The following is a 25070-nucleotide window of genomic DNA, read 5'->3' on the forward strand; positions in this document are numbered from 1 at the left end:
GAAGATCGGGGGCAGCCCGTTCGCGGATGCAGCAGCATGGAACCGGATGGAGTCATCCCGACCTCTGTCACATTCACGCAGGGGACCGGGCATAAGGGCTGGGGCCTGGTGTTTTCCGGACGGGCCAACCACAAAGGACCGGCCCGTTACCCGACTCTTTCTATCAACTTTCAATTCGCAGGAAAAGGGCCTTGTCATCCCCGCATGCCGACGACGCAGGGGCACCGGAACGGACCGGCGTCACGGGATTGCCTGCCCCGCGCCATCTCGGGCGCCGCCGTTAAGGCCATATTCATTCTGTCCCGGCAAGCTCCGGGCGCCGCTTCCCTGGCCGACAGAGCCCGCATGGACGTTGGACACAAGCCCGGCCCCGGCCTTTGCGCCGGCAGGCCCCAGCCCCCGGGCGGGCGACGCGCCGACCAACGGGGCCGCGCGCTGCGCTGCCGTGCGACCGCCAGGGCAGGACCGACCGGTACCGGCCAGGACCCGGCCAACGGACGGCGGTGCGCGGGAGATCCCGCATGACCACCTATGCCGTCACGCTCAACACGTGGAATTCCAGCGCATTCTGGGCCGGCATCGCGGAATCCGGGCCGGGCCACACGCTCGACTTCTCGTTGCTGCCGTCGGATTTCTCGGTGCAGTTCGACCCCGGGCTGAACACGATCACCCTCAGCGATGGCACTACCAGCTTTGTCGTCGGCGACGCCGGATATATCGGCAGCCCGGATGCGACGCTTGGCGGGGCGACGCTGCTGTCCTTCTTCCAGACGGTCATCGGGAGCCAGGGCGGCGATTCTCTGGTTGGCACGACTGCGGCGGACAACCTCCTTGGCGGGGACGGGGCGGATACCGTGATCCTAGACGACGGGTTCGGCGCCGACACGATCACCGGGGGCGAGGGCGGCACCGATTCCGATATCGTGGACCTGTCGCTGCTCGGCGGGCGGGTGACGGTCGACTATTTCGGCAACGAGGCCGGGATCATCACCGACGGCACCGATACCGCCACCTTTTCCCAGATCGAAGGGTTCATCCTTACCGGCAGCGCCGATTTCCTGACCTCCGGCGCGGACCTGAGCGGCCAGACGGTTCTGGCGGGCGCGGGCGATGACACGATCTGGGCCGGGCGCGGCAACGACACGATCTTCGGCGAGGAGGGCAACGACGAGATCTACGCCGATCTCGGGAATGACAGCATCGACGGCGGCATCGGCAACGACGATCTCGGCGGCGACGGCGGCGACGACACGGTCCTCGGCGGCGCCGGGAACGACTATGTCGAGGGGGCCACGGGCAACGACCTGCTTGCCGGCGGCACCGGCGCCGACACCATCCTCGGCGGCGCGGACTCTGACACGATCCTGATCGAGGACGGTTTCGGAGCGGACCAGATCACGGGTGGCGAGACCGGCATCGACGACGACCTCATCGACCTGTCGGCGCTGGGCGGCCCGGTCAGCGTCAGCTATACCGGGGTCGAGGCCGGACGGATCACCGACGGCACCGATATGCTGACCTTCTCGGGGATCGAGCGGCTGATCCTCAGCGATTTTGCAGACACGCTGAGCGGAACCGCAGACACAATCGGCATAGATGTCGATGCCGGTGCCGGAAACGACCGGATCTTCTCGGGCAGCGGGGCCGACAGCATCTCCGGTGGGGACGGCAACGACACGATCACCGCGGATTACGGCGATGACACGCTGTCCGGCGGCGACGGGAATGACAGCATCAGCGCCAGTTTCGGGAACGATCTGGTCGATGGCGGCGCGGGCAACGACACCATCTATGACGGCTTCGGCACCGACACGGTCCATGGCGGCGCCGGTGACGACGTCCTGTGGGCGGGCCGTGGCGATCTGGACATGATCTATGGCGACGACGGGGCCGACACCATCAATGTCGACACCGAATTCGGCAGCGACACCATCCATGGCGGCGAGGGCGGAACCGACTCCGACGCATTGAACTTCTACTTCTTCGACTACGTCGACCGCGCGGTGACGGTCACCTATTCCGGCAGCGAGACCGGTACCTTCACCGACGGGATCGACACCGCCACCTTCCACGAGATCGAGCGGTTGTCGCTGACCGAGCAGGCCGACCGCGTCGACGCGACTCTGTCGCTGGCCGCGGTCACCGCCGACGGCCGCCTCGGCGACGACACGCTGCTGGGCGGGTCGGGGAACGACTCGCTTTCCGGCGGCATCGGCGCGGACACGCTGTCGGGCGGCTCGGGGCAGGACACGCTGGCGGGGGGAGGTGGCAGCGACAGCCTGGCGGGCGGATCTGGCGATGACAGCTTCGTCTATGCCGCGGGCGACGGCACCGACACGATCGCCGATTTCAACACCGGCAATTCGGGCACGCTTTCCGATGGCGACGCCTCCAACAACGATTTCATCGACCTTTCGGCCTTCTACGACAACCTCCAGCAGATCTATGCCGACCAGGCCGATGACGGCCTCCTGAACCAGTCGAACACCGTGGATGCCAAGGGCCGGGCGGTCGATTATTCCGACAACGCCCAGTTCGGGACGGGCAGCCTGACCCTGACCGGCGCCACCGCCGACAGCAGCTTCTACACCGAGGAAAACACTGCCGTCGTCTGCTTTACCGCCGGCACCCTGATCCGCACGCCAGGCGGCGAGGTACCGATCGAGGTGCTGCGCCCCGGGCACATGGTGACCACCCGCGACGGCGGCCCGCAGCGGATCGTCTGGATCGCAGAGCGCCGGCTTGGCCCGGCCCAGCTTGCGCTTAACCCGCGGCTGCGTCCGGTGATCCTGGCGCCCGGGCTTCTTGGCGGCCAGTCACCGCTGGTCGTCTCGCCCCAGCATGGCGTCGTGGTGCCGCGGGCGGGCGGCGGCGAGACGCTGGTGCGCGCGATCCACCTGGCCCGGATGAGCGGCGGCAAGGCGCGGGTGGCGAAAGGATGCCGCAGCGTCACATACATCCACCTGATGTTCGGACAGCACCAGATCGTCTACGCCAACGGCACCCCCTCCGAGAGCTTCTATCCCGGCCCCTGGGCGCTGGCCGCCCTCGATCGCGGCCCCCTTGACGAACTTGCCCGCCTTTTTCCCGCGATGTTCCACACCGCACCCGACCGCAGCTATGGACCCACCGCCAGACGCTTTGCACGGTTCGCCGAACTGCCGCCCACGATCCGCGATCTGGCCGGATGGTAGGGGGCCGTCAGCGCACCAGGTCGCCGAGTAGCCGCGCCTTCGCCGGATAGATCGAGGACGCCGCGAACAGCCGCGCGGCGGCCGCGCGCGCGCCCTGCCCCAGCCGCGCCGCCCGCGCGCGGTCGTCCAGAAGCCGCGCGATCGCCGAGGCCAGCGCCTCGGGGTCGCGGTGGTCGACCATTTCGGCCGAGATGCCGGGCACGACCGCCTCGCGCACCGGGGCACAGTCCGAAACCACCAGCGGCGCGCCCGCCGCCATCGCCTCGATCATCGACCAGGACAGCACGAAGGGCACCGTCAGGTAGACATGCACATGCGTCGCCTGCAACAGCGTCCGCCAGGGCCGCCGCGGCAGCAGGCCCGGCCAGTGCAACCGCGTCTCGTCGAGGTCGAGCTCGTCCAGCATGCGTGCCTTCCAGCCCTTGCCGTCCGTGGGCTGCGCGCCATAGGCGACCCGGTCCTGCCCGCCGATCACCACGTGCAGCCTTGGCCGGCGCGCCTGCAGCACGGCGACCGCGCGCATGAATTCCGGAAAACCCCGGGTGGGTTCCATGCCGCGGGTGGCATAGCTGACGATCTCGGCGTCGTCGGGCAAGGCGACGCCCGGCACGTCGGGCCGCGCCCCGGGGTCCGGTGTGAAGAAGTCGGTATCGACCCCGTCGTGCAGCACCGTGATCCGGTCACGCATCCAGCCGGGAAACTGGTCAGCCTGGAACCGCGTCGGGCAAAGCACCAGATCGGCCTCGGCCAGGTCCATCAGCGTGGGCGCGTTCCGGGCCAGCGCCAGCGCCCGGCCGTCGGGGTCGTTGCCCCCCGGCACGGCGCCGACCGCGTCCACCGGCGGGTGGCGGTAGTACCATTCGACATAGCTGACATATTTCACCCGCGGCCAGACCGCCTTGGCAAAGGTGCCCGCGCCCCAGCCGGAATGGGCGACCACGATATCCGGCGACAGCCCCTTGCGCTGCGCCGCCAGCGCGGCATTGGCAAAGGCCTGCCCGTTGATCATCGCGCCTTCCAGCGGCCGGGCAAAGCGGTGGACACCCTCGGTCGGCGCGCGATGCGGCGTCATGCGGAGCACCCGGCACCCGGAGGGCGGCGTTACCCCCTCGCGCTCGGTCACGAAGGTGACCGACCAGCCCTGCCGCGCGAGATAGGCGCCGAAGGCCCCGAACTGCGCCGGGAAGTTCAGATGCGAGAACAGGATCTCCATGGCCGAGGCCTACGCGACGCCGGTGAACAAAGCCTTGCCGGGCGCCCCGCGCGCCCGGAAGGGCGGATCGCGGCGCGGCTATTTCTCGGGGGTGTCTTCGGCGCTTGCGATGATCTCGGTTGGCGAGATCGGCTCGGTATGGCTGCGCGGCGAGGCCTCGCCCAGCGGCGCCTGGGCAAAGGCGTTCTCAAGCTCGGCGTTCAGCACCTTGCTCAGCGCCATGTACTCTTCGTTCTGTTCGATCGGCACGCCGGGCTTCCATACCGTGGCAAGGTCGCGCAGCGCCGCGCGGTCGAACTCGAAAAATGTCTTCTCGGCGGCCTCGGCCTCGAACGGCGTCAGCCCGGTCTGCTCCATCGCGTATCGGCCCGCACGCAGCGCACTGTCGAACAGTTCCCGCACCACGTCATTGGCGCCCGCGCGATACAGTTCGAAGACATGCACCCGGTCGCGGGCCCGCGCGATGATGTGCAGGTCGGGCCGGATGCGGCGGGCATAGGCCACCAGCTTGGTGTTCGCCTCGGGATCGCCCAGACAGGCCACCAGAACCTCGGCCGTCTCGATTCCGGTCGAACCCAGCAACTCGGGCCGCGTGGGGTCGCCGTAATAGGCCTTGAACCCCATCCGGCGCAGCCGCTGCACCGCCTTCAGGTCGTGATCCATCACCGTGGTCTTGGCGCCGGTCATCGTCACCATCCGGTGCACCGTCAGCCCGAACCGGCCCATGCCCGCGATGATCACCGGGTGCTGCTCGTCGATCCGGTCATGCGCGGGGCTTTCGCCATGGGCCCTGGACCAGCGCACCAGCAATTCCTGCAGAATGAACAGCGCGGGCGTGATCAGCATCGACAGCGCAATCACCAGGTTCGACATGTTGGCCACGTCTTCCGGCAGGATCCGCTGCGAGGCGGCAAAGGCGGTCAGAACGAAGCCGAACTCGCCCGCCTGCGCCAGCCCCAGGGTGAACAGCCAGCGGTTGTCGCGGTCCAGCTTGAAGGCGCGGGCGATCACCGACAGCACCGCCACCTTGATCGCGACAAGGCCGACCACATAGACCGGCAGCAGCACCGGCGCCTCGAGGAAGATCGCGAAATTCATCCCCGCGCCGACGGTGATGAAGAACATGCCCAGGAACAGGCCCTTGAACGGCTCGATCGAGCTTTCCAGCTCGTGCCGGAATTCCGAATTCGCCAGCACCACGCCGGCCAGGAACGTCCCCAGCGCGGGCGACAGCCCCACCATCAGCATCAGCGAGGCGATCCCCGCCACGATCACCAGCGCCATCGCGGTATTCAGTTCGCGCAGCCGCGCCGCCTGGACATAGCGGAACAGCGGCCGCACCAGGGTGTGCCCGGCCAGCACCGTGCCCGCGACCGCCCCCAGCGTGACCAGCGTCACGCCCCAGGCGGGCAGCCCCGCGATCAGGCTCATCGCGCCGTGGTGCCCGGCCTCGTCGCCCGCGCCGCCATGCCCGCCCCCGCCCAGCGCGAGAAACGGCATCAGCGCCAGCATCGGGATCACCGCGATGTCCTGCATCAGCAGCACCGAAAACGCGCTGCGCCCGCCGGGCGTGTTCATCAGCTTCTTCTCGGTCAGGGTCTGCAAGACGATCGCAGTCGAGGACAGCGAAAAGATCATCCCCATCGCCAGCGCCGCCTGCCAGGTCTGGCCAAAGACGATCGCCGCAGCCGTGACCAGCGACACGGTGATGAGGATCTGCAATCCCCCCATGCCCACCAGCCGGTCGCGCATCGCCCACAGCGCGCGGGGCTCAAGCTCCAGCCCGATCAGGAACAGCATCATCACCACGCCGATCTCGGCGACATGGCGCAGGCCGTCCATCTCGGCCCCGACAATGCCCAGCACGGGGCCCAGCGCGATCCCGATCAGGAGATAGCCCAGCACCGAGCCGAGCCCCAGCCGCGAGGCGATCGGCACCGCCAGCACGATCGCCCCGAGATACAGCGTGGCCTGGATCAGAAAGCTTTCCATCGGTCCTTCCGCAGGTCTGGGGGGCTGCCGCCCATACACGGGCAGAGTCGCCCGGCGCCTCGGGCGGCGCAACCCTAGCGCACGCTGCGCGCGCGGCAAGCGGGAAACCGGCACGGTCCGCAACCGCTCAGGCCGCTTCCTGCCCCTCCAGCAGCAGGGCCTCGGGGTCGATGCCGCGTTTGCGGGCGCTGTCGCGCACCGCCGCCTGCAGGGTGGGGCTGCGCTTCAGCAGCCGCCGGAACCGCGCCTCGTCCAGCACCAGCAGCGTCGAGGGCGCGATGGCCCTTATCTCGGCGCGGCGCGGCTTTTGCAGCAGGATCGCCATCTGCCCGAACATCTCGCCCCGGCCCAGGCGCCAGCTTTGCCCCGCGCTGTCCAGTTCGACCGCGCCCGAGGCGATGAAGAACACGCTGCGCGGCAGCGAATCCTTGCGGATCACGATCTCGCCCGCATTCGCATAGCGCGTCACCAGCGCCCGGCTCAGGCGCTTTTGCGCCTCGGCGTCGATCCCGGCGAACAGGGGGAAACCGCGTACCAGTTCGGCCTTTTCCACCGCCAGGTCCAGCCGAGGCCGTTCTTCGCAGGCGGCGCGGCGCTGCGCGATGTCCTGCATCAGCGCGGTGTGCAGCTCCGCGCCGATCAGCCCGTCCTCGCGCATCGCGTCGTATTCGCGTTCCTCCAGCCGCAGCGCGGTGCGGCGGATGAAGCGGCGTTCCAGTTCCTCGGCATAGCCCGGATATTGCAGGCGCAGAGCCTCCAGCGCGGTCTCGACCGCCTCGATCCGGCGCGACAGCAATTCCTGCAACAGCTCGGCCACCCGGCGGCCATGGATGCGGCGGATCCGGCCGTCGATAAAGCCCCCGAGGTCGCGCAGGATCAGCCGCTGCGACAGCAGGATCTCGAACCGGTCCGCGCTCATCCGGGCCAGCGGCCGCGACAGGCGCAGCCGGTTGTGCAGCATCACCGCCGCCCGGAAGGTGCGCCCATAGCCCACGCTGGTGCGCGCCGCACGCTGATAGCCCGTCCGTCCGCCCGAACGCGCCCCCTCGATAAGCCGGTCGGCATTCGACAGGATCTGTTCGGCCAGATTCGACGACATCGTGCGGTCGCGGATGCGGGCAAGGATCGCGTCGCGCTCGGCACCGGCCAGCGCGATCAAGCCCAGCGTGATCCGGTCGCGATCCAGGATCTCGGCATTTTCCTCGGCCGCCTTGACGGCGGCATCCAGCCGCTCGCCGAACCGCTTGGCCTCGGACCGGACGATGTCATGGGTCAGTTCGTAATTTTCGGTGGTCCTTGCCACGTCCTCGCGCACGGTCTGCAACGCCACCGCGATCACCTGGTTGGACAGCGCCTGGTTGATCGGCGACAGCCGGTCCAGCCCCAGCCGCGCGATCACCCAGCGCAGCGTCGTGCCCTGCACGATCAGCGTGAACAGCGTGAACCCCGTGGCCAGGATGCCGACCACCCGCTTGACCTCGACCGGCACCCGGAAACTCTCGGTCACCGCCAGCGCCAGCGCCAGCGTCACCGCCCCCCGCAGCCCGCCCCACAGGATCGCGACCCGGTAGGGCCGTTCCACCACCGGCGACAGCCGCAGCAGCGACAACAGCGGCAACAGCCCGAACAGGATCACCACCCGCGCGGCCAGCGCGGCCAGGATCACCACGCCGATCAGCGCGAAATCGCCGGCCTGCACCTCTTCCAGCAGCCGCGGGATCAACAGCGCGGCCAGGATGAAGATCAGCGCACCGGCCCAGTGCGCCAGCAGGTCCCAGACCTCGCGCAGGTTGGCCCAGGCCGCCGGCGGCAACCGCCCCGGCCCCGTCAGGTTCAGCGTCAGCCCCGCGGCGACCACCGCGATCACGCCCGAGGCGCCGATGCTCTGTTCCGCGCCGATATAGGCCAGGTAGGGCAGCGCGACCGACACCGAGATCTGCGCCAGTTCGAAGCGCCCGAACAGCGCCATTATCCAGACCGCTACCCGCGCCGCCAGCCAGCCGGCTGCAACGCCCCCCGCGATCAGCAGCGGGAACCGCGCCAGCGCATCGCCCAGCCGCGGATCCGGCATGCCCAGCATGACAAACCCCATGAAGAGGCCGAACAGCGCGATGGCGGCAGCGTCGTTCAACAGGCTTTCGCCCTCGATGATCCGCGCCAGCCTTCGCGGCGCCGAGATCGAGCGGAAGATGCCCACCACCGCCGACGGATCGGTCGTCGACACGATCGCCCCCACCAGCAGGCAGGCCGCGATCGGCAGCGCGCTTGCCGCGGCCAGCGCATAGCCGACCGAAAGCGTCGCGACCACCACCGCGACCACCGCCAGCACAAGGATCGGCACCCAGTCGTCCAGCATCCGCCGCAGGTTCATCCCCAGGGTCACCTGGAACAGCAGCGTCGGCAGGAAGACGTAGAGGAACACGTTCGACCGGATCGGCAGCCCCAGGATCGCCTCGGCCACCGGATTCAGCGCGTCGGTCAGGTCCGTGCGCAGAAAGAACAGCGCCCCGGCCCCGATCAGAACCCCAAGCGCGGCAAGGATCACGCTGTAGGGCAGGCGCGCCCGCGCGGCCAACGGCTCGGCCGCCCCGATCAACAGGAACAGGAAGGCCGCGATGGTGGTCAGAACGACGATATCCATATCCCTCACATAGCGGATGATGCGGCCCTGGCACCACAACCGACGCGCGACGGCGGCGGGAAAGCGCCCCGCGTGACCGCCCTTCGGGCAGCCGGGCCCGGCGGCGGCGGCATTTGCGGCAGGATCGCGCGCGCGGGCCGCTCTGCCCGCTGCCGGATGCATGCCCTTGCAAAGCGGGTCTAGAATTGCTCTGACAAGGCCGGATCAGGGAACGATGGAGTCGAGCATGTCGAACGGCGGCGTTTACGTGGACAAGGCAGGGCTCAAGGTGGCGGACGTGCTGGCCGCCTTCATCGAGGACAGGGCCCTGCCCGGCACCGGGATCGACGCCCGCACCTTCTGGGACGGCCTCGCCGGGCTCGTCCGCGACCTCACCCCCCGGAACCGGGACCTTCTGGCGGTCCGCGATCAGATGCAGTCGCAGATCGACGCCTGGCACATCGCCAACCGCGACCGGCCCCACGACCACGAGGCCTACAAGGCGTTCCTGGCCGAGATCGGCTATCTGCGCCCCGAAGGCGAGCCGTTCGAGATCGACACCGCCAACGTGGACCCCGAGATCGCCACCGTCCCCGGCCCGCAGCTGGTGGTGCCGATCACCAATGCGCGCTACGCGCTCAACGCCGCGAACGCCCGCTGGGGCAGCCTGTATGACGCGCTTTACGGCACCGACGCGATGGGCGGCCCGCCGCCCGCGGGCGGCTATGATCGCGGCCGCGGCGCCCGCGTCGTGGCCCGCGCGCGCGTGTTCCTGGACGAGGCGTTCCCGGTCCAGGGCACCAGCCACGCCGACGCGCGGCGCTATCACGTCAGGGGCGGCGCGCTGCTGGTCGACGACAACCCGCTGGAACAGCCGGAGAAATTCGCCGGCTTCCGCGGCCATCCCCGCGCGCCTGACGCGGTGCTCCTGCGCAACAACGGGCTCCACGTGGAACTGGTCTTCGACCGCACCCACCCGGTCGGCGCCCGCGACCAGGCGGGGCTGGCCGCCGTGCGGCTGGAATCGGCGGTCTCGGCGATCATGGATTGCGAGGATTCGGTGGCCTGCGTCGACGCCCCCGACAAGGTCGCGGCCTATGCCAACTGGCTGGGCCTGATGGAGGGCGACCTGACCACCGAGTTCGACAAGGGCGGCGAGACGGTCACCCGCACCCTCAACCCCGACCTTGCCTATACCTCCCCCGACGGCAGCCCCTTCACCGTCAAGGGCCGCGCGCTGATGCTGGTGCGCAACGTGGGCCACCTGATGACCAATCCCGCGATCCTCGATGCCGAAGGCCAAGAGGTGTTCGAGGGCCTGATGGACGCCGCCATCACCACGCTGATCGCGCTGCACGACCTGCAAAAGACCGACGGCCCGCGCAATTCCCCCGCGGGCTCGATCTACGTCGTCAAACCCAAGATGCACGGCCCCGACGAGGTGGCCTTTGCCGACGACACCTTCACCCGGGTGGAGGCCATCCTCGGCCTGCCCCGCCACACCGTGAAACTCGGCATCATGGACGAGGAACGCCGCACCTCGGTCAACCTCAAGGAATGCATCCGGGCGGCGAAACACCGCGTCGCCTTCATCAATACCGGGTTCCTCGACCGCACCGGCGACGAGATCCACACCTCGATGGAGGCCGGCCCCTTCAGCCGCAAGGACTTCATCAAGCGCAAGTCCTGGATCACCGCCTATGAAAACCTGAACGTCGATATCGGGCTGGAATGCGGCCTGTCGGGCCGCGCCCAGATCGGCAAGGGCATGTGGGCGATGCCCGACCGGATGGCGGCGATGCTGTCGACCAAGATCGAACACCCCAAGGCCGGCGCCACCTGCGCCTGGGTGCCGTCGCCCACCGCCGCCACCCTGCACGCGCTGCACTACCACCAGGTCGACGTGCTGGCGGTGCAGAAACAGCTCAGGGCGGGCGGCCGGCGCGCCCATGTCGACGGCCTTCTCGACATCCCGCTGGCGGCCTTCCGCAAGTGGTCCAGCACCCAGATCATCCGCGAGGTCGAGAACAACGCGCAAGGCATCCTCGGCTACGTGGTGCGCTGGATCGACGCCGGCGTGGGCTGTTCCAAGGTGCCCGACATCAACGATGTGGGCCTGATGGAGGACCGCGCCACCTGCCGCATCTCGGCCCAGCACATCGCCAACTGGCTGCACCATGACGTGATCGACGCGCAGGAGGTGATGGCGGTGATGCGCCGGATGGCCGAGGTGGTCGACCGCCAGAACGCGGACGACCCGGCCTATGTGCCGATGGCGCCGGGCTTCGACGGCATCGCCTTCCAGGCCGCCTGCGACCTGGTGTTCAAGGGCCGGGTGCAGCCCTCGGGCTATACCGAACCGGTGCTGCACGCCCGCCGCCTGGAACGCAAGGCGGAACGCGCGCGGTCCTAGCCCGCGTTGCCGAACGCCGTGTCGCGCATCGCCGACACGGCGTTCGCATGCGCGTCGAACCCCTCGTATTCGGCGAAGCGCCTGGCCTTGGGCGCCAGCAGGTCATAGCCCTTGCGCGTCACGTAGCCGAGGCCAATGGTCTTGAGGTAATCGTGCACCCCCAGCGGCGAGCGGGTCAGCGCGGCCATGTTGGTCGGCAGCACCGCGTTCGGCCCCAGCGTGAAATTCCCGATGCAGATCGGCGTATGCGCGCCCAGCAGGATCTCGCCCGCGTTGCGGATCGCGCCCAGGTAATCATGCGGCACCTCGGCGTGAATCTGCAGGTGTTCCGGCGCGTAGTCGTTCACGAAATCGCTGGCCGCGCCCATGTCGGGGGCCAGCACCACGCCGCCCCGCGGCCCGCACAGAACCGCCTGCGAATAGCCCACGCGTTCCGTGCCCATCTCGGCCCAGTAGCCGGGGATCGCGGCGATGGCCGCGTCGGCCACGGCGCGGCTGTCGGTCACCAGCCAGGCGGAACTGTCCGGCCCGTGCTCGGACTCGATCAACAGGTCCAGCGCGGCAACCCGCCCGTTCGCGGTGCCGTCCGCCAGGATGATCGCCTCGCTCGGCCCCGCCGGCGTGCCCGGGTCCAGCCGGTCCGCCAGCAGGCGCTTGGCCGCCACCACCCAGGGGCTGCCCGGCCCCACGATCTTGGGCGCGCGCGGCACGGTTTCGGTGCCATAGGCCACCGCCGCCACCGCTTGCGCGCCGCCGCATTTGTAAACCTCTTCCACCCCCGCGATGCGCGCGGCGACCAGCGTGGCCGCATCCACCTTGCCGTCCGGCCCCGGCGGCGTGACGATGAAGGGCCGGCCAACGCCCGCCACCACCGCCGGGATCGTCGTCATCATCACCACCGACGGGAACGACCCCTTGCCGCGCGGCACGTAGCAGGCGACGCTGTCGATCGGCACCACCTTTTCGCCGGCAAAGACGCCCGGGTGCATTTCCTTCCACCACATCTCCTCGGGCATCTGCGCGGCATGAAACCGCCGCACGTTGTCCGAACAGAATTCCAGAACCTCGATCATGTCGCGGTCCACCGCGTCGAAGGCCGCGTCGAAATCGGCGCGGGTCGCCGCGATGGCGTCCGCCGTCACCGGCGCCCGGTCGAAGTCCTGCGCGAACCGCGCCAGCGCCGCGTCGCCCTCGACCCGCACCGCCTCGATGATGGGGCGGGCCTTTTCCATCACCGGGCCAAGGTCGCCCTCGGTCCGTTTCAGCAGGCCCGCGCGGGCGTCCGCATCCAGCGTGGCGAGGTCGTGAAAGGTGATCTTGGGCGACATGGGCGACTCCGGGGTCATTTCGAGCGCAGGAAGATTTCCAGCCCCACCAGCCGGTCCAGCAGGACCACGGCGATGAGCGCAATGGCGATGTAGAGGACCGACACCGCGGCGAGGTCGGGCGTGATCACCGACCGGATCGAGTTGTAGATCTGCACGGGCAGCGTCACCGTGCGGCTGTCGGTCAAAAACAGGCTGACGAGGAACTCGTTGAAGGCAAGGATGAACATCAGGAGGCCCCCCGTGATGACGCCGGGCATCACCGCGGGCAGCGTGACGGTCAGGAAGGTCTGCAGCGGCGGCGCGCCGCAATTCATCGCCGCGTTCTCGATCTCGGGGTCGATGGCGTTCACCGATGCCGCGACCGACCAGATCATGAAGGGCAGGTTGATGATGCAGAGCGCGACGCCGACCGGCCAGAGCTGGCCGAGGATGCGGATTTCCCCGAAGAGGATCATCATCGACAGCCCCGAGACCACCAGCGGAATGGTGAAGGGCAACAGCAGATAGACCTGCACGGCGTTGCGGAACCGGATCCGGTAGCGCACCGTGGCGATGGCGGCCAGCGTGCCGACCGGCAGGCTGACCGCCGTGCAGATCAGCGAGACCTGGAAGGTCCGCGCCAGCGCCGCGCGAAACGAGTCGAGCTGCCAGAGCTCGCCATACCACCTGAGCGAAAAGCCCTCGGGCGGAAAGCGGATGATCTCTCCGGCGGTGAACGACGCCCCGATCACGATCAGCGTGGGTAGGCTGAGGGTGACGAGACTCACCCACACCAGCCCCCAGATCACCAGCCGCTTGCCCAGGCTCCCCCTCATTTCGCGCCCCTCACCCCCAGCGTGCCGGTGCCCGCCACCAGGAACACCCCCGCCACGATCAGGCTGCCCAACGTTACCAGCACCATCGACAGCGCCGCGCCCAGCCCGGGGTTCGAGATCTGGAAGAAACTGTCATAGATCGCCGAGGCGATGAAATCCGACGTGCCGCCGCCCAAAATCTCGGGCATCGCGAAATCGGTCAGCGTCAGCGTGAACACCACGACCGAGGCCCCGATCAGCCCCGGTTTCGCCATCGGGATCACCACGTGGCGAAAGGTCGAGATCCAGCGTGCCCCCAGGCTTTCGGACGCCAGTTCCATGTCCTCGGGGATCGCGGCCAGTGCGGGGACCAGCAGCAGGATCGCAAACGGCAGCATGTATTGCACCAGCCCGAAGATCACCGCCGGATAGGTGAACAGCAGATCGACGGTCGGCAGCCCCATCCCCGCCAGCGCCGAATTCACCAGCCCCTCGCGCCCCAGCACGATCAGCCAGCCATAGGCCCGCACCACCTGCCCGATGAAGAACGGCAGGAACAGCGCCACCAGCAGCGCCTTGCGCAGCGCCGCCGACCGCGTGCGCACCAGCGCATAGGCATAGGGAAAAGCCAGCGCGACCGCGATCGCCGTCACCAGCACCGCACCCAGCAGCGTCCGGCCCAGGACGCGGGCATAGACGGGCCGGTCCAGGATCGTCTGGTAATTCGTCAGGCTATAGGCCTCTGTCAGCCGGTAGGTGGCCAGGTCCAGCTCGTGCAGGCTGTATTCCAGCATGTAGCCCAGCCCGATCACCAGCACGCCGACCAGCACCAGCGCGGGCGCCAGCAAGCCCCACGCCGTCAGGCGCCGCAGCCGCGCGGGCCATAGCACCGCCGCGGCGGCCTCCAGCCCGTCGAGCAGGCGCCAGGACAGGGGGTATTTCATGCGCGACTCGCGGGGGTTGGGCGGGGCCGGTCAGGCCCCGCCGCACGGGGCTCAGCCTTGGAAGATCTCGTTGAACTTCGCAAACCAGATCGGCTGGTTTTCCACCAGCACCGGCGAGGGCACCGAGACGAGACGCGCGAAATCTTCCGGCTTCGTCGGATAGGACGGATCGCCCACCAGGTCCGCGGGCGGCGCGATCCCCGGATAGACGGGCGGCAGGCCCAGCAGCGAACACCACTTCTCCTGCGCCTCGCGCGACAGGGCGAAGTTGACGAACTCCCTGGCCCAGTGCTCCTCGTTCGCAGGCAGGCCCCTGGGCACCCACAACCCGTCGGTATCGACCTTGCAGCCCTCTTTCGGCACGGTCCATTCCACGTCGATCCCGCTTTGCCGCGCGGCGCGCGCGTTCACGGAAATCGTGCAGGCCAGGTCGATCTCGCCATTCTGGAACCAGGTGGTGAAATCGGCATCCTCGCCCAGAAGCGGCGCGTTCTCCTTGAGCTTGCGGTAGAATTCATAGCCCGGCTCCATGTTGCCGGGGATATCCTCGAACGTGCCGCCGCCCGCGATCACCGCGATCGGGTTGAAGCCGATCCCGTCATCGTAAAGCGCCACCCGCCCCTTGAATTTCGGGTCCAGCATGACCGTCCAGCTGTCGGGCGCCCCGTCGGGGAAGGCTTCGGGCCGGTAGGCGCAGACATAGACATAGGCATAGGTGTTCACCAGCGGATAGCCGTCCAGCCCCGTGGGCTTGGCCAGCGGCAGCAGCCCGTCGAGGTTGGACAGGTCGCTGAGGTCGACCGTCACGCCGCGCAGCGCGGAAATCGTGGCGTTGGTGGTGGTGTCCCAGTTGACGTGAATGGGCGGGATGCGCCCCTGGTCGACCGCGGCCCAGATCTTGGGCTTGATCTCGTTATCCTCGGTGAAATCCAGCCGCACGGGGATGCCGGTCGCGGCGGTGAACGGGTCGGCCACGCCTTCCTTCAGCGCGTCGCCCCAGGCGCCGCCCCAGGCCCGCACGATGATCTCGGACGGCTTGTCCTGCGCCCGCAGGATGCCCGGCATGGCCAGCGCGCCGGCCCCCGCCGCGCCCAGTTTCAGGAATGTCCGCCGCCCGGCGAAATCGGTGATCGTCATGTCGTAAGGCTCCCCGTTGGTTTGTTTTCCGTGGTCACGGCAGGGGCGGGCCCCGCCGGAAAGGCGATCAGGTCGCGCGCCGCCCATTCCAGCCGCACCGGCTGGGTCTCGTCGTAAACCGAATGGCTGACCGGATCGTGGTCGAACACGTTCAGCACCGCGCCGCCCAGCCCCGGCACCTCGACCGCATAGACCATCCGCTCGCCCTCGAAGATGCGCTGGCGCACGATGCCGTCCACCGCGTTCTCGAACCGGGGCGCGCCGTCCCGCGGGCCGATGGCGATCTGCTCGGCGCGGATCGCGCATTCGACCGCCGCACCGGCGCCCAGCACCGCGCCGCCGCCGCGGGCGGTCAGCGTGGCCTCGCCCGCCGCCACCGTCACCGCCTCGCCTGTCTCTTTGGTCACCCGGCCCGGGAACATCGAGGTCACCCCGATGAACCGCGCGACGAAGGGCGTTCCGGGCTGGCGATACAGCGATACCGGGTCGTCGGCCTGCTGGATCACGCCGCCCTCCATCACCACGATCCGGTCCGACATCACCAGCGCCTCGCGCTGGTCATGGGTGACGTTGATCGTGGTCACGCCAAGTTCCTGCTGAATACGGCGGAATTCCAGCTGCATGTCCTCGCGCAACTTGCGGTCCAGCGCCGACAAGGGTTCGTCCAGCAGCAACAGGTCCGGGCTGAAGACCAGCGCGCGGGCGATCGCCACCCGCTGCTGCTGGCCGCCCGACAGTTCATGCGGGCGGCGGTCCTTGAAATCGCCCAGCCGCACAAGGCCAAGATACTCGTCCACCAGCCCCGGGATCTTCGCCGGAGCGAACCGTCTCATCTTCAGCGGATAGGCCACGTTCTCGGCCGCCGTCATGTGCGGAAACAGCGCCAGCTTCTGGAACACCATGCCGATGGACCGCCGGTAGGGCGGCACCGCGTCGACCCGCCGCCCGCCGATCCGGATCTCGCCCGCGTCCGGGTGTTCGAACCCCGCGATCATCCGCAACAGCGTGGTCTTGCCGCACCCCGAGGGGCCGACCACGGTCAGGAAATCGCCCCGGTCCACGTGCAGCGTGGCGTCCGACACCGCGGCGACCGTCCCGAACAGCTTCGAGACGCCTGCGATTTCGACCATCCGTTTACTGGAACCCGTGTCCACCGACCCACCCCCGCGCGTGCCCGGATGCTGGTCGGGCGCGCGGGAAGTGTCAAGTTGACCCTTCGGCTGCGACCGGACGGGATGGCCGGAAAATTCCGTGGAGTTCAGATCGACGCCAGATAGCCGCCATCGACGTAAAGGATCTGCCCGGTGACATAGGCCGCCGCGTCCGAAGCAAGAAAAACGGTGGCGCCCACCAGGTCCTCCAGCCGGCCGAACCGGCGCATCGGGATCTTGCCCAGCATGGCCTTCTGCCAGTCCTCGTCCCGGTAGAACACCTCGGTCAGCTCGGTCCGGAAATAGCCCGGCCCCAGCGCGTTGACCCGTATCCCCGCCCCCGCCCATTCGGATGACAGCGCCCGCGTCATTCCCATAAGCCCGCTTTTCGACGCAGTATAGGGCGCCGCCGTCGGCACCCCCACCGCCGAGGTCAGCGAACCAAGGTTGACGATGCTGCCTCCCCGCCCGGCGGCCAGCAGCGGCCGGGCGAACCCCTGGGCCACAAAGAACGCGCCCTTCAGGTTGGTGTCGACGATCCTGTCCCACAGATCGGGCATCACCTCGGCAGAGGGGCAGACCTCCTCGATTCCGGCATTGTTCACCAGGATGTCGGGAGACATTCCAAGACTTTGAATACGTTTGAAAAGTTCGTCTATAGCAGCAATATCCGACACGTCGGCGGCCAGCGGGATCGCGGTCCGGCCCTGCGCCGCGACCGCCTCGCAGACCGGGTCGAGCGTGACCTCGTCGCGGCCCACGGCAAGGATGTCGGCCCCGTGCGCGGCCAGCCCCTCGGCCAGCGCGCGGCCGATCCCCCGGCTTGCCCCGGTGACCAGCGCCACCCGCCCCGTCAGATCGAAATTCGCCCCTGTCACAGCCCCGCCCCGCATTTTCGCACGGCCGCATCAGACCCCGTTCGCGGGCGGACTGTCAAACCCGAACCGCGCCGGGCAGCATCGGGGTCGCGGCCGGGGCGATGCCCCCTTCAGCATCGCGCACGGCTTGACTAAAGTGGCGCCGACCCGCCCAGCCCCGGCAAGGACCACCCCCATGACCACCCCCGTCCCGCCCGCCGCCCGCCCCTCGCCCGCGCCCCGCCGCGTATTCCTGCTGGGGGCCACCGGCACCATCGGCCGGGCAACGGTGACAGCCCTGCTCGAACGCGGGCACGAGGTCGTCTGTTTCGTCCGCCCGGACAGCAAGGGCGCGCGGGACAGGGGCCTGCCGCCGGGGGCGGATCTGCGGCAGGGAGACGTGACCGACCCGGCCTCGCTGGCCCGCGACGGGTTCCGGGGCGAGCGGTTCGATGCGCTGGTATCCTGCCTCGCCTCGCGCACGGGGGCACCGCGGGACGCCTGGGCGATCGACCACAAGGCCCATTCCAATGCGCTGGCCGCGGCACGCAAGGCGGGGGTGGGCCAGGTGGTCCTGCTGTCCGCGATCTGCGTGCAAAGGCCGCTGCTGGCCTTCCAGCAGGCCAAGCTGGCCTTCGAGGAGGAACTGGCCGCCTCGGGGCTGGACTATTCCATCGTGCGGCCGACGGCGTTCTTCAAGTCGCTTTCGGGCCAGGTCGAACGGGTCCGGCAGGGCAAGCCGTTCCTGATCTTCGGCGACGGGCGGCTGACGGCCTGCAAGCCGATCAGCGACGCCGATCTGGGCCGCTACATGGCCGACTGCCTGGACGATCCGGCGCTGAGGAACCGCATCCTGCCGATCGGCGGGCCGGGCCCGGCGATCACCCCGCGCGAGCAGGGCGAATACCTGTTCCGGGCGCTGGGGCGCGAGGCCAGGTTCCGGGCGGTTCCGGTGGCGATGATGGATGCGATCATCGGCGGGCTGGGCGTACTGGGCCACATCTCGCCCCGGATGCGCGACAAGGCAGAGTTCGCGCGGATCGGGCGATACTACGCGACCGAGTCGATGCTGGTCCTCGACCCTGCAACCGGGCGCTACGATGCCGGGGCAACCCCCTCCTACGGGACCGAGACGCTGTTCGACTACTACGACCGGCTGCTGCGCGGCGAGGAACGCGTCGATCTGGGCGAGCACGCGGTGTTCTGACGGCACCGCGCCCGGGCCGTTGGTTGACAGCCCGGCGGCCCGGCCCCTATGCCGGTCGGACACCGCCCCCAACAGCCGAAGGGCCAAGGATGACCCGCCAAAAGGACCGATCCGCCCGGCCCGACCGGCCCGGCACCGCCGGGATCCCCGGCGGGATGGCGGCGATGGCGGTGGCGATGCTGCTGCTGCCTGTGGGCGATGCCTTTGCCAAGCTGCTGACCGGCGCCATGCCGCCGCTCGAGGTGGCGCTTTGGCGACTCGCCTCGCAGGTGCTGTGGCTGCTGCCGGTGGCAGTCCTGCTTCGAGGTCGGTTTCGCGGGCGGATGCTCTCGCCGGTGGTGGCGCTGTCGGGCCTTTTGATGGCAACGACCCTTTTCGGTCTCATCACTGCCTTCGCCGTGATGCCGATCGCGACCGCCATCGCGATCTTCTTTGTGGAACCGCTGCTGCTGACGCTGCTGGCGGGGCCGCTTCTGGGCGAAGTGCCGGGGCCGAAGCGGCTGATCGCGGTCGGGGTCGGCCTTGTCGGCGCGCTGATCGTGATCCGGCCCAGTTTCGCCGCCTTCGGGCCTGCGGCGCTGTTCCCGCTGCTGGCCGCGCTGGCCTATGCGCTGAACATGATCCTGCTGCGGCGGGCCAGTGCCACCCGCTCGGCGCTGACGATCCAGATGGGCGCCTCGATCTATGCGGCGCTTGCGATGGCGGTTCTCGTCGGCGGACTGGTTGCGGCCGGCCGGCTGGAGATGGCGATTCCGGCACTGCCCGGCTGGGAATGGGCTGCGATCCTGGGGGCGGGCGCGACCGCGACCGCGGCCTTCGTGCTGATCGCCGAGGCGTTCCGCCGCGCCGAGGCCAGCAGCCTGGCACCGCTTCAATATCTTGAAATCGTGGGCGCGACCGCGGTGGGGTATCTGGTCTTCGGGGAGTTCCCGGACCGTGTGACCTGGCTGGGCGTCGCGATCATCCTGGGCTCGGGGCTGTATGTCTATCGCCGGGAACGCCAGCAGGACCGGGATGTGGGCCGGCGGGTCGGGCCCTGACCGGCCCGCCGATCCGGCCACGCGCATACAGCCTTGACCTTCCGGTTGCAGGAAGCCGCATAAGGGCGGACAGCGACCAGTCCAGCAAAGGCGCGACATGCGATTTTCCATTCCGGACATGATCTGCGGTCACTGCACCGGCACGATCGAGACGGCTATCCGCGGCCTTGATCCATCGGCCCGCATCGACTGCAACCTCGATGCCCACACCGTGCGCGTCGAAACCGTGCTTGATCCCTCGGTGGTTATCGCGGCCATCGAGGAGGTGGGCTATGGCGTGACGCAGATCTGACCGGCCGGGGCCGTCCTCAGCGTTGCCGGGTCTGCCAGTCAGGGTGACTCCAGGGCACGGCCTCGTCGCGCGGCAGGGGCGGGCGGCCGAGGATATGGTCGCTGGCCTTCTCGCCCACCATGATCGAGGGCGCGTTCAGGTTGCCGTTGGGGATGCGCGGAAAGATCGAACTGTCGGCCACGCGCAGCCCCTCGACCCCGATCACGCGGGTTTCGGGATCGACCACCGCCAGCGGATCGCTTGCCGCGCCCATCCGGCAGGTACCGCAGGGGTGATAGGCGCTTTCGACATGTTCGCGCACGAAATCGTCGATCTCGTCGTCGGTCTGCACCTGCGGCCCCGGCTGGATCTCGTGCCGAACGAACGGGCGGAACGCCTCTTGTGCAAAGATCTCGCGGGTCAGGCGGATGCAGGTGCGGAAATCCTGCCAGTCCTGCGGGGTCGACATGTAGTTGAAACGGATCGCGGGCGGGGTGGCCGGATCGGCGCCGCCCAGCGTGACAGCCCCGCGCGAGGGGCTGCGCATCGGGCCGACATGGGCCTGGAAACCATGCCCCTCGGCCGCGGCCTGCCCGTCATAGCGCACGGCGATGGGCAGGAAGTGATACTGGATGTCCGGATAGTCGACGCCCGCGCGCGACCGGATGAAGGCCGCGCTTTCGAACTGGTTCGACGCCCCCGGCCCCTGCCGGGTGACCAGCCATTGCGCCCCCACCAGCGCCTTGCCGAAGAGGTTCCAGTAGCGGTAGAGCGTCACCGGCTGGCTCGCGGCCATCTGGATGTAAAGCTCCAGGTGGTCCTGAAGGTTCTGCCCGACGCCGGGGCGGTCGGCGATCACCTTGATCCCATGGTCGGCCAGATGCGCCCCCGGCCCGATCCCCGACAGCATCAACAGCTTTGGCGAATTGATGGTCGAGGCCGCAAGGATCACCTCGCGCCGCGCGCCGATCACCTCGACCCGGCCGCCGCGGTCGACCTCGACGCCGGTGGCGCGGCCCGCCTCGATCACCACGCGCCGGGCCAGCGCGCGCACCAGCCCGCAATTGGACCGCCTCAGCGCCGGTTTCAGGTAGGCCGTCGCCGCCGACCAGCGCCGCCCGCGCCAGATCGTGCGGTCCATCGGGCCGAAGCCCTCCTGCTTGGCGCCGTTGTAGTCGGGCGTCAGCTCATAACCCGCCTGCCGCCCGGCCTCGACGAAGGCATGGAACAGCGGATTGCGCCGCGGCCCACGGGTGACGTGCAGCGGCCCCGTGCTGCCCCGCCACGCCGGATCGCCGCCCTGCCCGCCCGCGTGCCAGTGTTCCATCCGCCGGAAATAGGGCAGCACGTCCGCATAGGCCCAGCCCGTCGCCCCCGCCTCGGCCCAGTGGTCGAAATCGCGCGCGTGGCCCCGGACATAGACCATGCCGTTGATGCTGGACGATCCCCCGATCACCTTGCCGCGCGGACAGGCCAGGCGGCGGCCGCCCAGGTGCGGCTCGGGCTCAGTGCGGAACCCCCAGTCGTAGCGGGCCATGTTCATCGGGTAACTCAGCGCGCCCGGCATCTGGATGAACGGGCCCGCATCGGTGCCGCCATGTTCGATCACCAGCACGCTTGCACCCGTCCCGGACAGCCGGTCGGCCAGAACGCAGCCCGCCGAGCCCGCGCCAACGATGACGAAATCGGCCTCCATCCCCGCCCCCTAATACGGCGCCTCAACCCGTCCCATCCGGACGAAGACCGACTTCAACTGCGAATAGTGCTCGATCGCGGCGGCGGCGTTCTCGCGGCCCACGCCCGACATCTTTACCCCGCCGAAGGGCATCTCGACCGGCGCGTCGTTGTAGGAATTCACGAAACAGGTGCCCGCCTGAAGCCGCGCGATCACCCGGTGCGCCCGCGCGATGTCGCGGGTGAAGACCCCCGCCGACAGCCCGTAATCGGTCGCGTTGGCCCGCGCGACGGCCTCGTCCTCGTCCTCGAAGTCCAGAACGCACATGACGGGGCCGAAGATCTCTTCCCGCGCGATGGACATCGCATCGGTCACATCGGCAAAGACCGTGGGCTCGACCCAGAAACCGGGCCGGTCGGGCACGCCCCCGCCCGCGACCAGCCGCGCCCCCTCGGCGATCCCTGCCGCGATATAGCGCGCGACGATGTCGCGCTGGGCGGCACTCGCCATCGGCCCGAAATTCGTGGCCTCGTCCAGCGGATCGCCCATCCGCACGCCCTTGAGCCGCTCGACCAGCCGGGCGAGGAAGGCGTCCCGGATGCCCTTCTGCACGAAGACCCGCGTCCCGTTCGAACAGACCTGCCCCGTGGAGTAGAAATTCCCCAGGATCGCGCCGCCCACCGCGTCGTCGAGATCGGCGTCGTCAAAGACCAGCAAGGGCGACTTGCCGCCCAGTTCCATCGTGACGTGCTTCATCCCCTCGGCGGCCATTGCATAGACCTTGCGCCCCGTCGGAACGGACCCCGTCAGCGAGACCTTGGCCACCCGCGGGTCCGCGACCAGCCGCGCGCCGACCTCGCCTGCCCCCTGCACCACGTTGAACAGCCCCGGCGGCGCCCCCGCCTCGGTCAGGATCTCCGCGATCTTCAGCGCGCAAAGCGGCGTCACCTCGGAGGGCTTGAACACCATCGCGTTGCCGCAGGCCAGCGCAGGCGCGGCCTTCCAGCAAGCGATCTGGGTGGGATAGTTCCAGGCCCCGATGCCCACGCAGACCCCCAGCGGCTCCCGGATCGTATAGGCCCAGTTCTGGCCCAGCGGGATGTGCTGTCCGGTCAGCGTGCCCGCCATGCCGCCGAAATACTCCAGCGCATCCGCGCCGCTGCTGGCGTCCGCGACCAGCGTCTCCTGCAACGGCTTGCCGGTGTCGAGCGTCTCCAGCCGGCTGAGGTCGCGGTTGCGCGCGCGGATGATGTCGGCGGCGCGGCGCAGCACCCGGCCCCGCTCGGCCCCCGTGCGCGCCGCCCAGTCGGCCTGCGCGGCGGCGGCGCCGGCAAGGGCGGCCTCGATCACGGCGGGCGTGGCGGCATGGACGGTGGCGATCACCGCGCCGGTGGCGGGATGGATCACGGGGATGGACGCACCCGCGGTATCCTCGAGATAGGCGCCGTTGACGAAATGGCTGGCCACGGGCTGCACGCTGTCGGTCATGGGTCGGATCCTGTGGTAGGGGGCCGCTAGCGCGCTGCGCCGCGAAGTTCGAGGTCGAGATAGTCCAGCACCTGCGCCGCCGCGGCGGCCCCGTCGGGCGGGCCTTCGCCCAGGCCCTCGTTCAGGTAGGCCCCGTCGATCAGGAAGGCCATCCGCCGGGCAACGCCGGGCGCCCGCACGCCCAGAAGCGGGCGCAACTCGCACAGCAGGTTGGACATCAGCCGCCGCCGGTACAGGGTCAGCAGCCGCCGCGCCGTGGGGTTGGAATGGGCCAGCAGGTAGAAGTTCATCCAGGCGCTGATCGTGCCGCGCTGGAAATGCCGGGCCGAGAAGCTTTGTTCGACGATCCCGCGCAACCGGGCCTCGGGCCCCGCGGCAGCCGCCAGCGCGCGGACCACGTCGGCGCGGTACTGCGCCAGCGTATAGCGCATCGCGGTCAGGAACATCTGTTCCTTGCTGCCCAGGTAATGATGTGCCAGCGCGCTGGAGACCCCCGCCCGCCGCGCGATCCGCGCAACGGGGAAGTCAAGCGAGCCCGCCTCGCCGATTTCGGCGATGGTCGCCTTGATCAGCGCCTCGCGCCTGATAGGCTCCATTCCGACCTTTGGCATGACTTCATCCATCGGGTTGCTTTTGGACTCTAGATTTGTTTTTGATTGATCAGTCAACCAAAAACACGAACCGGAAAACAGGGAGGAAGCGATGCGCTTCAGAACGACACTTGCCGCGGCCCTGCTCGCGGCTGCCGCCACACCCGCACTGGCCGATTGCGACACCGTGGTGTTCTCGGACGTCGGCTGGACCGACATCACCGCCACCACAGCCGCCGCCACCACAGTGCTCGAGGCGCTGGGCTACGAGACCGAGACCAAGATACTGGCCCTGCCGGTCACCTTCACCTCGCTGGCCAATGGCGACGTGGACGTATTCCTGGGCAACTGGATGCCGACGATGGAGGCCGACATCGCCCCCTATCGCGAGGCGGGCACCATCGACACGGTCCGCACGAACCTGACCGGGGCGAAATACACGCTGGCCGTCAACAAGGCCGCCGCCGATCTGGGAATCGCGGATTTCGCCGATATCGCGTCCTTCAAGGACCAGCTCGAGGGCAAGATCTACGGCATCGAGCCCGGCAATGACGGCAACCGGCTGATCATCGAGATGATCGAGCAGGACGCCTTCGGCCTGAAGGGGTTCGAGGTGGTGGAAAGCTCGGAACAGGGGATGCTGGCGCAGGTCGCGCGCGCCGACCGGCGGGGCGAACCGATCGTGTTCCTCGGCTGGGAGCCGCACCCGATGAACGCCAATTTCCAGATGTCCTACCTGACCGGTGGCGACGATGTCTTCGGCCCCGATTTCGGCGGCGCGACGGTCCACACCCTTACGGAAAAGGGCTATGCCGAGACCTGCCCGAACCTGGGCCGGTTCCTCGGCAATCTCGAATTCTCGCTGGCGATGGAGAACGAGATCATGGGCGCGATCCTGAATGACGGGGCGGACCCGGGCGAGGCCGCGACGGCCTGGATCAAGGCCAATCCCCAGGTGCTGGACGGCTGGCTTGACGGCGTGACCGCCAGGGATGGCGGGGATGGCCTTGCCGCCGCAAAGGCCGCGCTGGGGCTTTGACGCGACCGAAGGGCGGCCCGCCGGGCCGCCCTTGCCCACCGGCGGCGCCCGCCGCGATCCGGGCGCAAGACAGCCGACAGGAATAGAGGGTAAGGTCGGTCATCGGACAGCCGGGCA

At 68.9% G+C, this 25070-nt stretch carries 18 protein-coding genes; 6 read left to right on the forward strand and 12 right to left on the reverse strand.

Annotated elements, in window-relative coordinates; genetic code table 11:
• The first annotated feature begins 521 nt into the window (after positions 1–521).
• Positions 522–3194 (forward strand): Hint domain-containing protein, encoded by a 2673-nt coding sequence (locus tag EV655_RS01000; RefSeq protein ID WP_132540431.1) that lies wholly within the window; start codon positions 522–524, stop codon positions 3192–3194.
• Between the two features lie 7 nt (positions 3195–3201).
• Here the strand turns inward: EV655_RS01000 and EV655_RS01005 are convergent, their stop codons facing one another.
• From EV655_RS01005 to EV655_RS01015, 3 genes are all read right to left on the reverse strand, one after another.
• On the reverse strand, positions 3202–4407 hold the full coding sequence (locus EV655_RS01005; RefSeq protein ID WP_132540434.1) for a glycosyltransferase: 1206 nt from the start codon (positions 4405–4407) through the stop codon (positions 3202–3204).
• A gap of 78 nt (positions 4408–4485) precedes the next feature.
• The gene (locus EV655_RS01010; protein WP_132540437.1) at positions 4486–6399 is read right to left on the reverse strand and encodes a cation:proton antiporter domain-containing protein; all 1914 of its coding nucleotides are present in this window, start codon (positions 6397–6399) and stop codon (positions 4486–4488) included.
• A 127-nt stretch (positions 6400–6526) separates the two neighbouring features.
• Positions 6527–9040 (reverse strand): cation:proton antiporter, encoded by a 2514-nt coding sequence (locus tag EV655_RS01015; protein ID WP_132540440.1) that lies wholly within the window; start codon positions 9038–9040, stop codon positions 6527–6529.
• 226 nt (positions 9041–9266) lie between these two features.
• On the opposite strand from EV655_RS01015, the gene EV655_RS01020 reads away from it, so the two are divergent.
• A complete protein-coding gene (locus tag EV655_RS01020; protein ID WP_132540443.1) occupies positions 9267–11432 on the forward strand; it encodes a malate synthase G in 2166 nt (721 codons plus the stop codon).
• On the opposite strand, the gene hisD is transcribed toward EV655_RS01020, so the two are convergent.
• The 6 genes from hisD to EV655_RS01050 all read right to left on the reverse strand — a co-directional run bounded on the left by hisD (position 11429) and on the right by EV655_RS01050 (position 17664).
• The gene (gene hisD, locus EV655_RS01025) at positions 11429–12760 is read right to left on the reverse strand and encodes a histidinol dehydrogenase (RefSeq protein WP_132540446.1); all 1332 of its coding nucleotides are present in this window, start codon (positions 12758–12760) and stop codon (positions 11429–11431) included. The two genes, EV655_RS01020 and hisD, sit on opposite strands and share 4 nt — an antisense overlap.
• A gap of 14 nt (positions 12761–12774) precedes the next feature.
• Positions 12775–13575 carry an ABC transporter permease gene (locus EV655_RS01030; RefSeq protein WP_132540449.1) on the reverse strand — a complete coding sequence of 267 codons (801 nt, stop codon included), beginning with the start codon at positions 13573–13575 and terminating at the stop codon, positions 12775–12777.
• Complete coding sequence (locus tag EV655_RS01035) at positions 13572–14498, reverse strand: ABC transporter permease (protein WP_132540452.1); 927 nt, start codon at positions 14496–14498, stop codon at positions 13572–13574. The genes EV655_RS01030 and EV655_RS01035 overlap by 4 nt, the downstream gene beginning before the upstream one ends.
• 51 nt (positions 14499–14549) lie before the next feature.
• Positions 14550–15635, reverse strand: a complete 1086-nt coding sequence (locus EV655_RS01040; RefSeq protein WP_132540455.1) for an ABC transporter substrate-binding protein — start codon at positions 15633–15635, stop codon at positions 14550–14552.
• Positions 15632–16765 (reverse strand): ABC transporter ATP-binding protein, encoded by a 1134-nt coding sequence (locus EV655_RS01045; protein ID WP_132540458.1) that lies wholly within the window; start codon positions 16763–16765, stop codon positions 15632–15634. Before EV655_RS01045 ends, EV655_RS01040 begins: the two co-directional genes overlap by 4 nt.
• Before the next feature lie 128 nt (positions 16766–16893).
• A complete protein-coding gene (locus tag EV655_RS01050; RefSeq protein WP_243644941.1) occupies positions 16894–17664 on the reverse strand; it encodes an SDR family NAD(P)-dependent oxidoreductase in 771 nt (256 codons plus the stop codon).
• A gap of 175 nt (positions 17665–17839) precedes the next feature.
• Between EV655_RS01050 and EV655_RS01055 the strand changes: the two genes are divergently transcribed.
• The 3 genes from EV655_RS01055 (at position 17840) to EV655_RS01065 (ending at position 20182) form a co-directional block, all read left to right on the forward strand.
• A complete protein-coding gene (locus EV655_RS01055) occupies positions 17840–18850 on the forward strand; it encodes an NAD(P)H-binding protein (protein WP_132540464.1) in 1011 nt (336 codons plus the stop codon).
• Positions 18851–18939: 89 nt separating this feature from the next.
• Positions 18940–19890 carry a DMT family transporter gene (locus EV655_RS01060; protein WP_243644942.1) on the forward strand — a complete coding sequence of 317 codons (951 nt, stop codon included), beginning with the start codon at positions 18940–18942 and terminating at the stop codon, positions 19888–19890.
• Between the two features lie 97 nt (positions 19891–19987).
• Positions 19988–20182 carry a heavy-metal-associated domain-containing protein gene (locus tag EV655_RS01065; RefSeq protein WP_132540467.1) on the forward strand — a complete coding sequence of 65 codons (195 nt, stop codon included), beginning with the start codon at positions 19988–19990 and terminating at the stop codon, positions 20180–20182.
• A gap of 16 nt (positions 20183–20198) precedes the next feature.
• On the opposite strand, the gene betA is transcribed toward EV655_RS01065, so the two are convergent.
• Genes betA through betI form a run of 3 tightly spaced genes read right to left on the reverse strand, consistent with a single transcriptional unit; the run spans position 20199 to position 23935 of the window.
• Complete coding sequence (betA, locus tag EV655_RS01070; RefSeq protein ID WP_132540470.1) at positions 20199–21857, reverse strand: choline dehydrogenase; 1659 nt, start codon at positions 21855–21857, stop codon at positions 20199–20201.
• 9 nt (positions 21858–21866) lie between these two features.
• On the reverse strand, positions 21867–23324 hold the full coding sequence (gene betB, locus EV655_RS01075; RefSeq protein ID WP_132540473.1) for a betaine-aldehyde dehydrogenase: 1458 nt from the start codon (positions 23322–23324) through the stop codon (positions 21867–21869).
• A 26-nt stretch (positions 23325–23350) separates the two neighbouring features.
• Positions 23351–23935 carry a transcriptional regulator BetI gene (gene betI, locus EV655_RS01080; RefSeq protein WP_132540476.1) on the reverse strand — a complete coding sequence of 195 codons (585 nt, stop codon included), beginning with the start codon at positions 23933–23935 and terminating at the stop codon, positions 23351–23353.
• Positions 23936–24026: 91 nt separating this feature from the next.
• Between betI and choX the strand changes: the two genes are divergently transcribed.
• Complete coding sequence (gene choX, locus EV655_RS01085) at positions 24027–24953, forward strand: choline ABC transporter substrate-binding protein (protein ID WP_132540479.1); 927 nt, start codon at positions 24027–24029, stop codon at positions 24951–24953.
• The last annotated feature ends 117 nt before the right edge of the window (positions 24954–25070 follow it).

Origin of the sequence: Rhodovulum euryhalinum (genome assembly GCF_004342445.1) — a bacterium.
In the GTDB taxonomy this organism is placed as follows: domain Bacteria; phylum Pseudomonadota; class Alphaproteobacteria; order Rhodobacterales; family Rhodobacteraceae; genus Rhodovulum; species Rhodovulum euryhalinum.

Coding starts and splice junctions, on each gene's coding strand:
- EV655_RS01030 (WP_132540449.1), bottom strand. CDS start 13,575: ATGAGGGGGAGCCTGGGCAAGCGGCTGGTGATCTGGGGGCTGGTGTGG.
- EV655_RS01035 (WP_132540452.1), bottom strand. CDS start 14,498: ATGAAATACCCCCTGTCCTGGCGCCTGCTCGACGGGCTGGAGGCCGCC.
- EV655_RS01020 (WP_132540443.1), top strand. CDS start 9,267: ATGTCGAACGGCGGCGTTTACGTGGACAAGGCAGGGCTCAAGGTGGCG.
- EV655_RS01060 (WP_243644942.1), top strand. CDS start 18,940: ATGACCCGCCAAAAGGACCGATCCGCCCGGCCCGACCGGCCCGGCACC.
- betA (WP_132540470.1), bottom strand. CDS start 21,857: ATGGAGGCCGATTTCGTCATCGTTGGCGCGGGCTCGGCGGGCTGCGTT.
- choX (WP_132540479.1), top strand. CDS start 24,027: ATGCGCTTCAGAACGACACTTGCCGCGGCCCTGCTCGCGGCTGCCGCC.
- EV655_RS01000 (WP_132540431.1), top strand. CDS start 522: ATGACCACCTATGCCGTCACGCTCAACACGTGGAATTCCAGCGCATTC.
- EV655_RS01010 (WP_132540437.1), bottom strand. CDS start 6,399: ATGGAAAGCTTTCTGATCCAGGCCACGCTGTATCTCGGGGCGATCGTG.
- EV655_RS01015 (WP_132540440.1), bottom strand. CDS start 9,040: ATGGATATCGTCGTTCTGACCACCATCGCGGCCTTCCTGTTCCTGTTG.
- EV655_RS01005 (WP_132540434.1), bottom strand. CDS start 4,407: ATGGAGATCCTGTTCTCGCATCTGAACTTCCCGGCGCAGTTCGGGGCC.
- EV655_RS01065 (WP_132540467.1), top strand. CDS start 19,988: ATGCGATTTTCCATTCCGGACATGATCTGCGGTCACTGCACCGGCACG.
- betB (WP_132540473.1), bottom strand. CDS start 23,324: ATGACCGACAGCGTGCAGCCCGTGGCCAGCCATTTCGTCAACGGCGCC.
- EV655_RS01040 (WP_132540455.1), bottom strand. CDS start 15,635: ATGACGATCACCGATTTCGCCGGGCGGCGGACATTCCTGAAACTGGGC.
- betI (WP_132540476.1), bottom strand. CDS start 23,935: ATGCCAAAGGTCGGAATGGAGCCTATCAGGCGCGAGGCGCTGATCAAG.
- hisD (WP_132540446.1), bottom strand. CDS start 12,760: ATGTCGCCCAAGATCACCTTTCACGACCTCGCCACGCTGGATGCGGAC.
- EV655_RS01055 (WP_132540464.1), top strand. CDS start 17,840: ATGACCACCCCCGTCCCGCCCGCCGCCCGCCCCTCGCCCGCGCCCCGC.
- EV655_RS01045 (WP_132540458.1), bottom strand. CDS start 16,765: ATGGTCGAAATCGCAGGCGTCTCGAAGCTGTTCGGGACGGTCGCCGCG.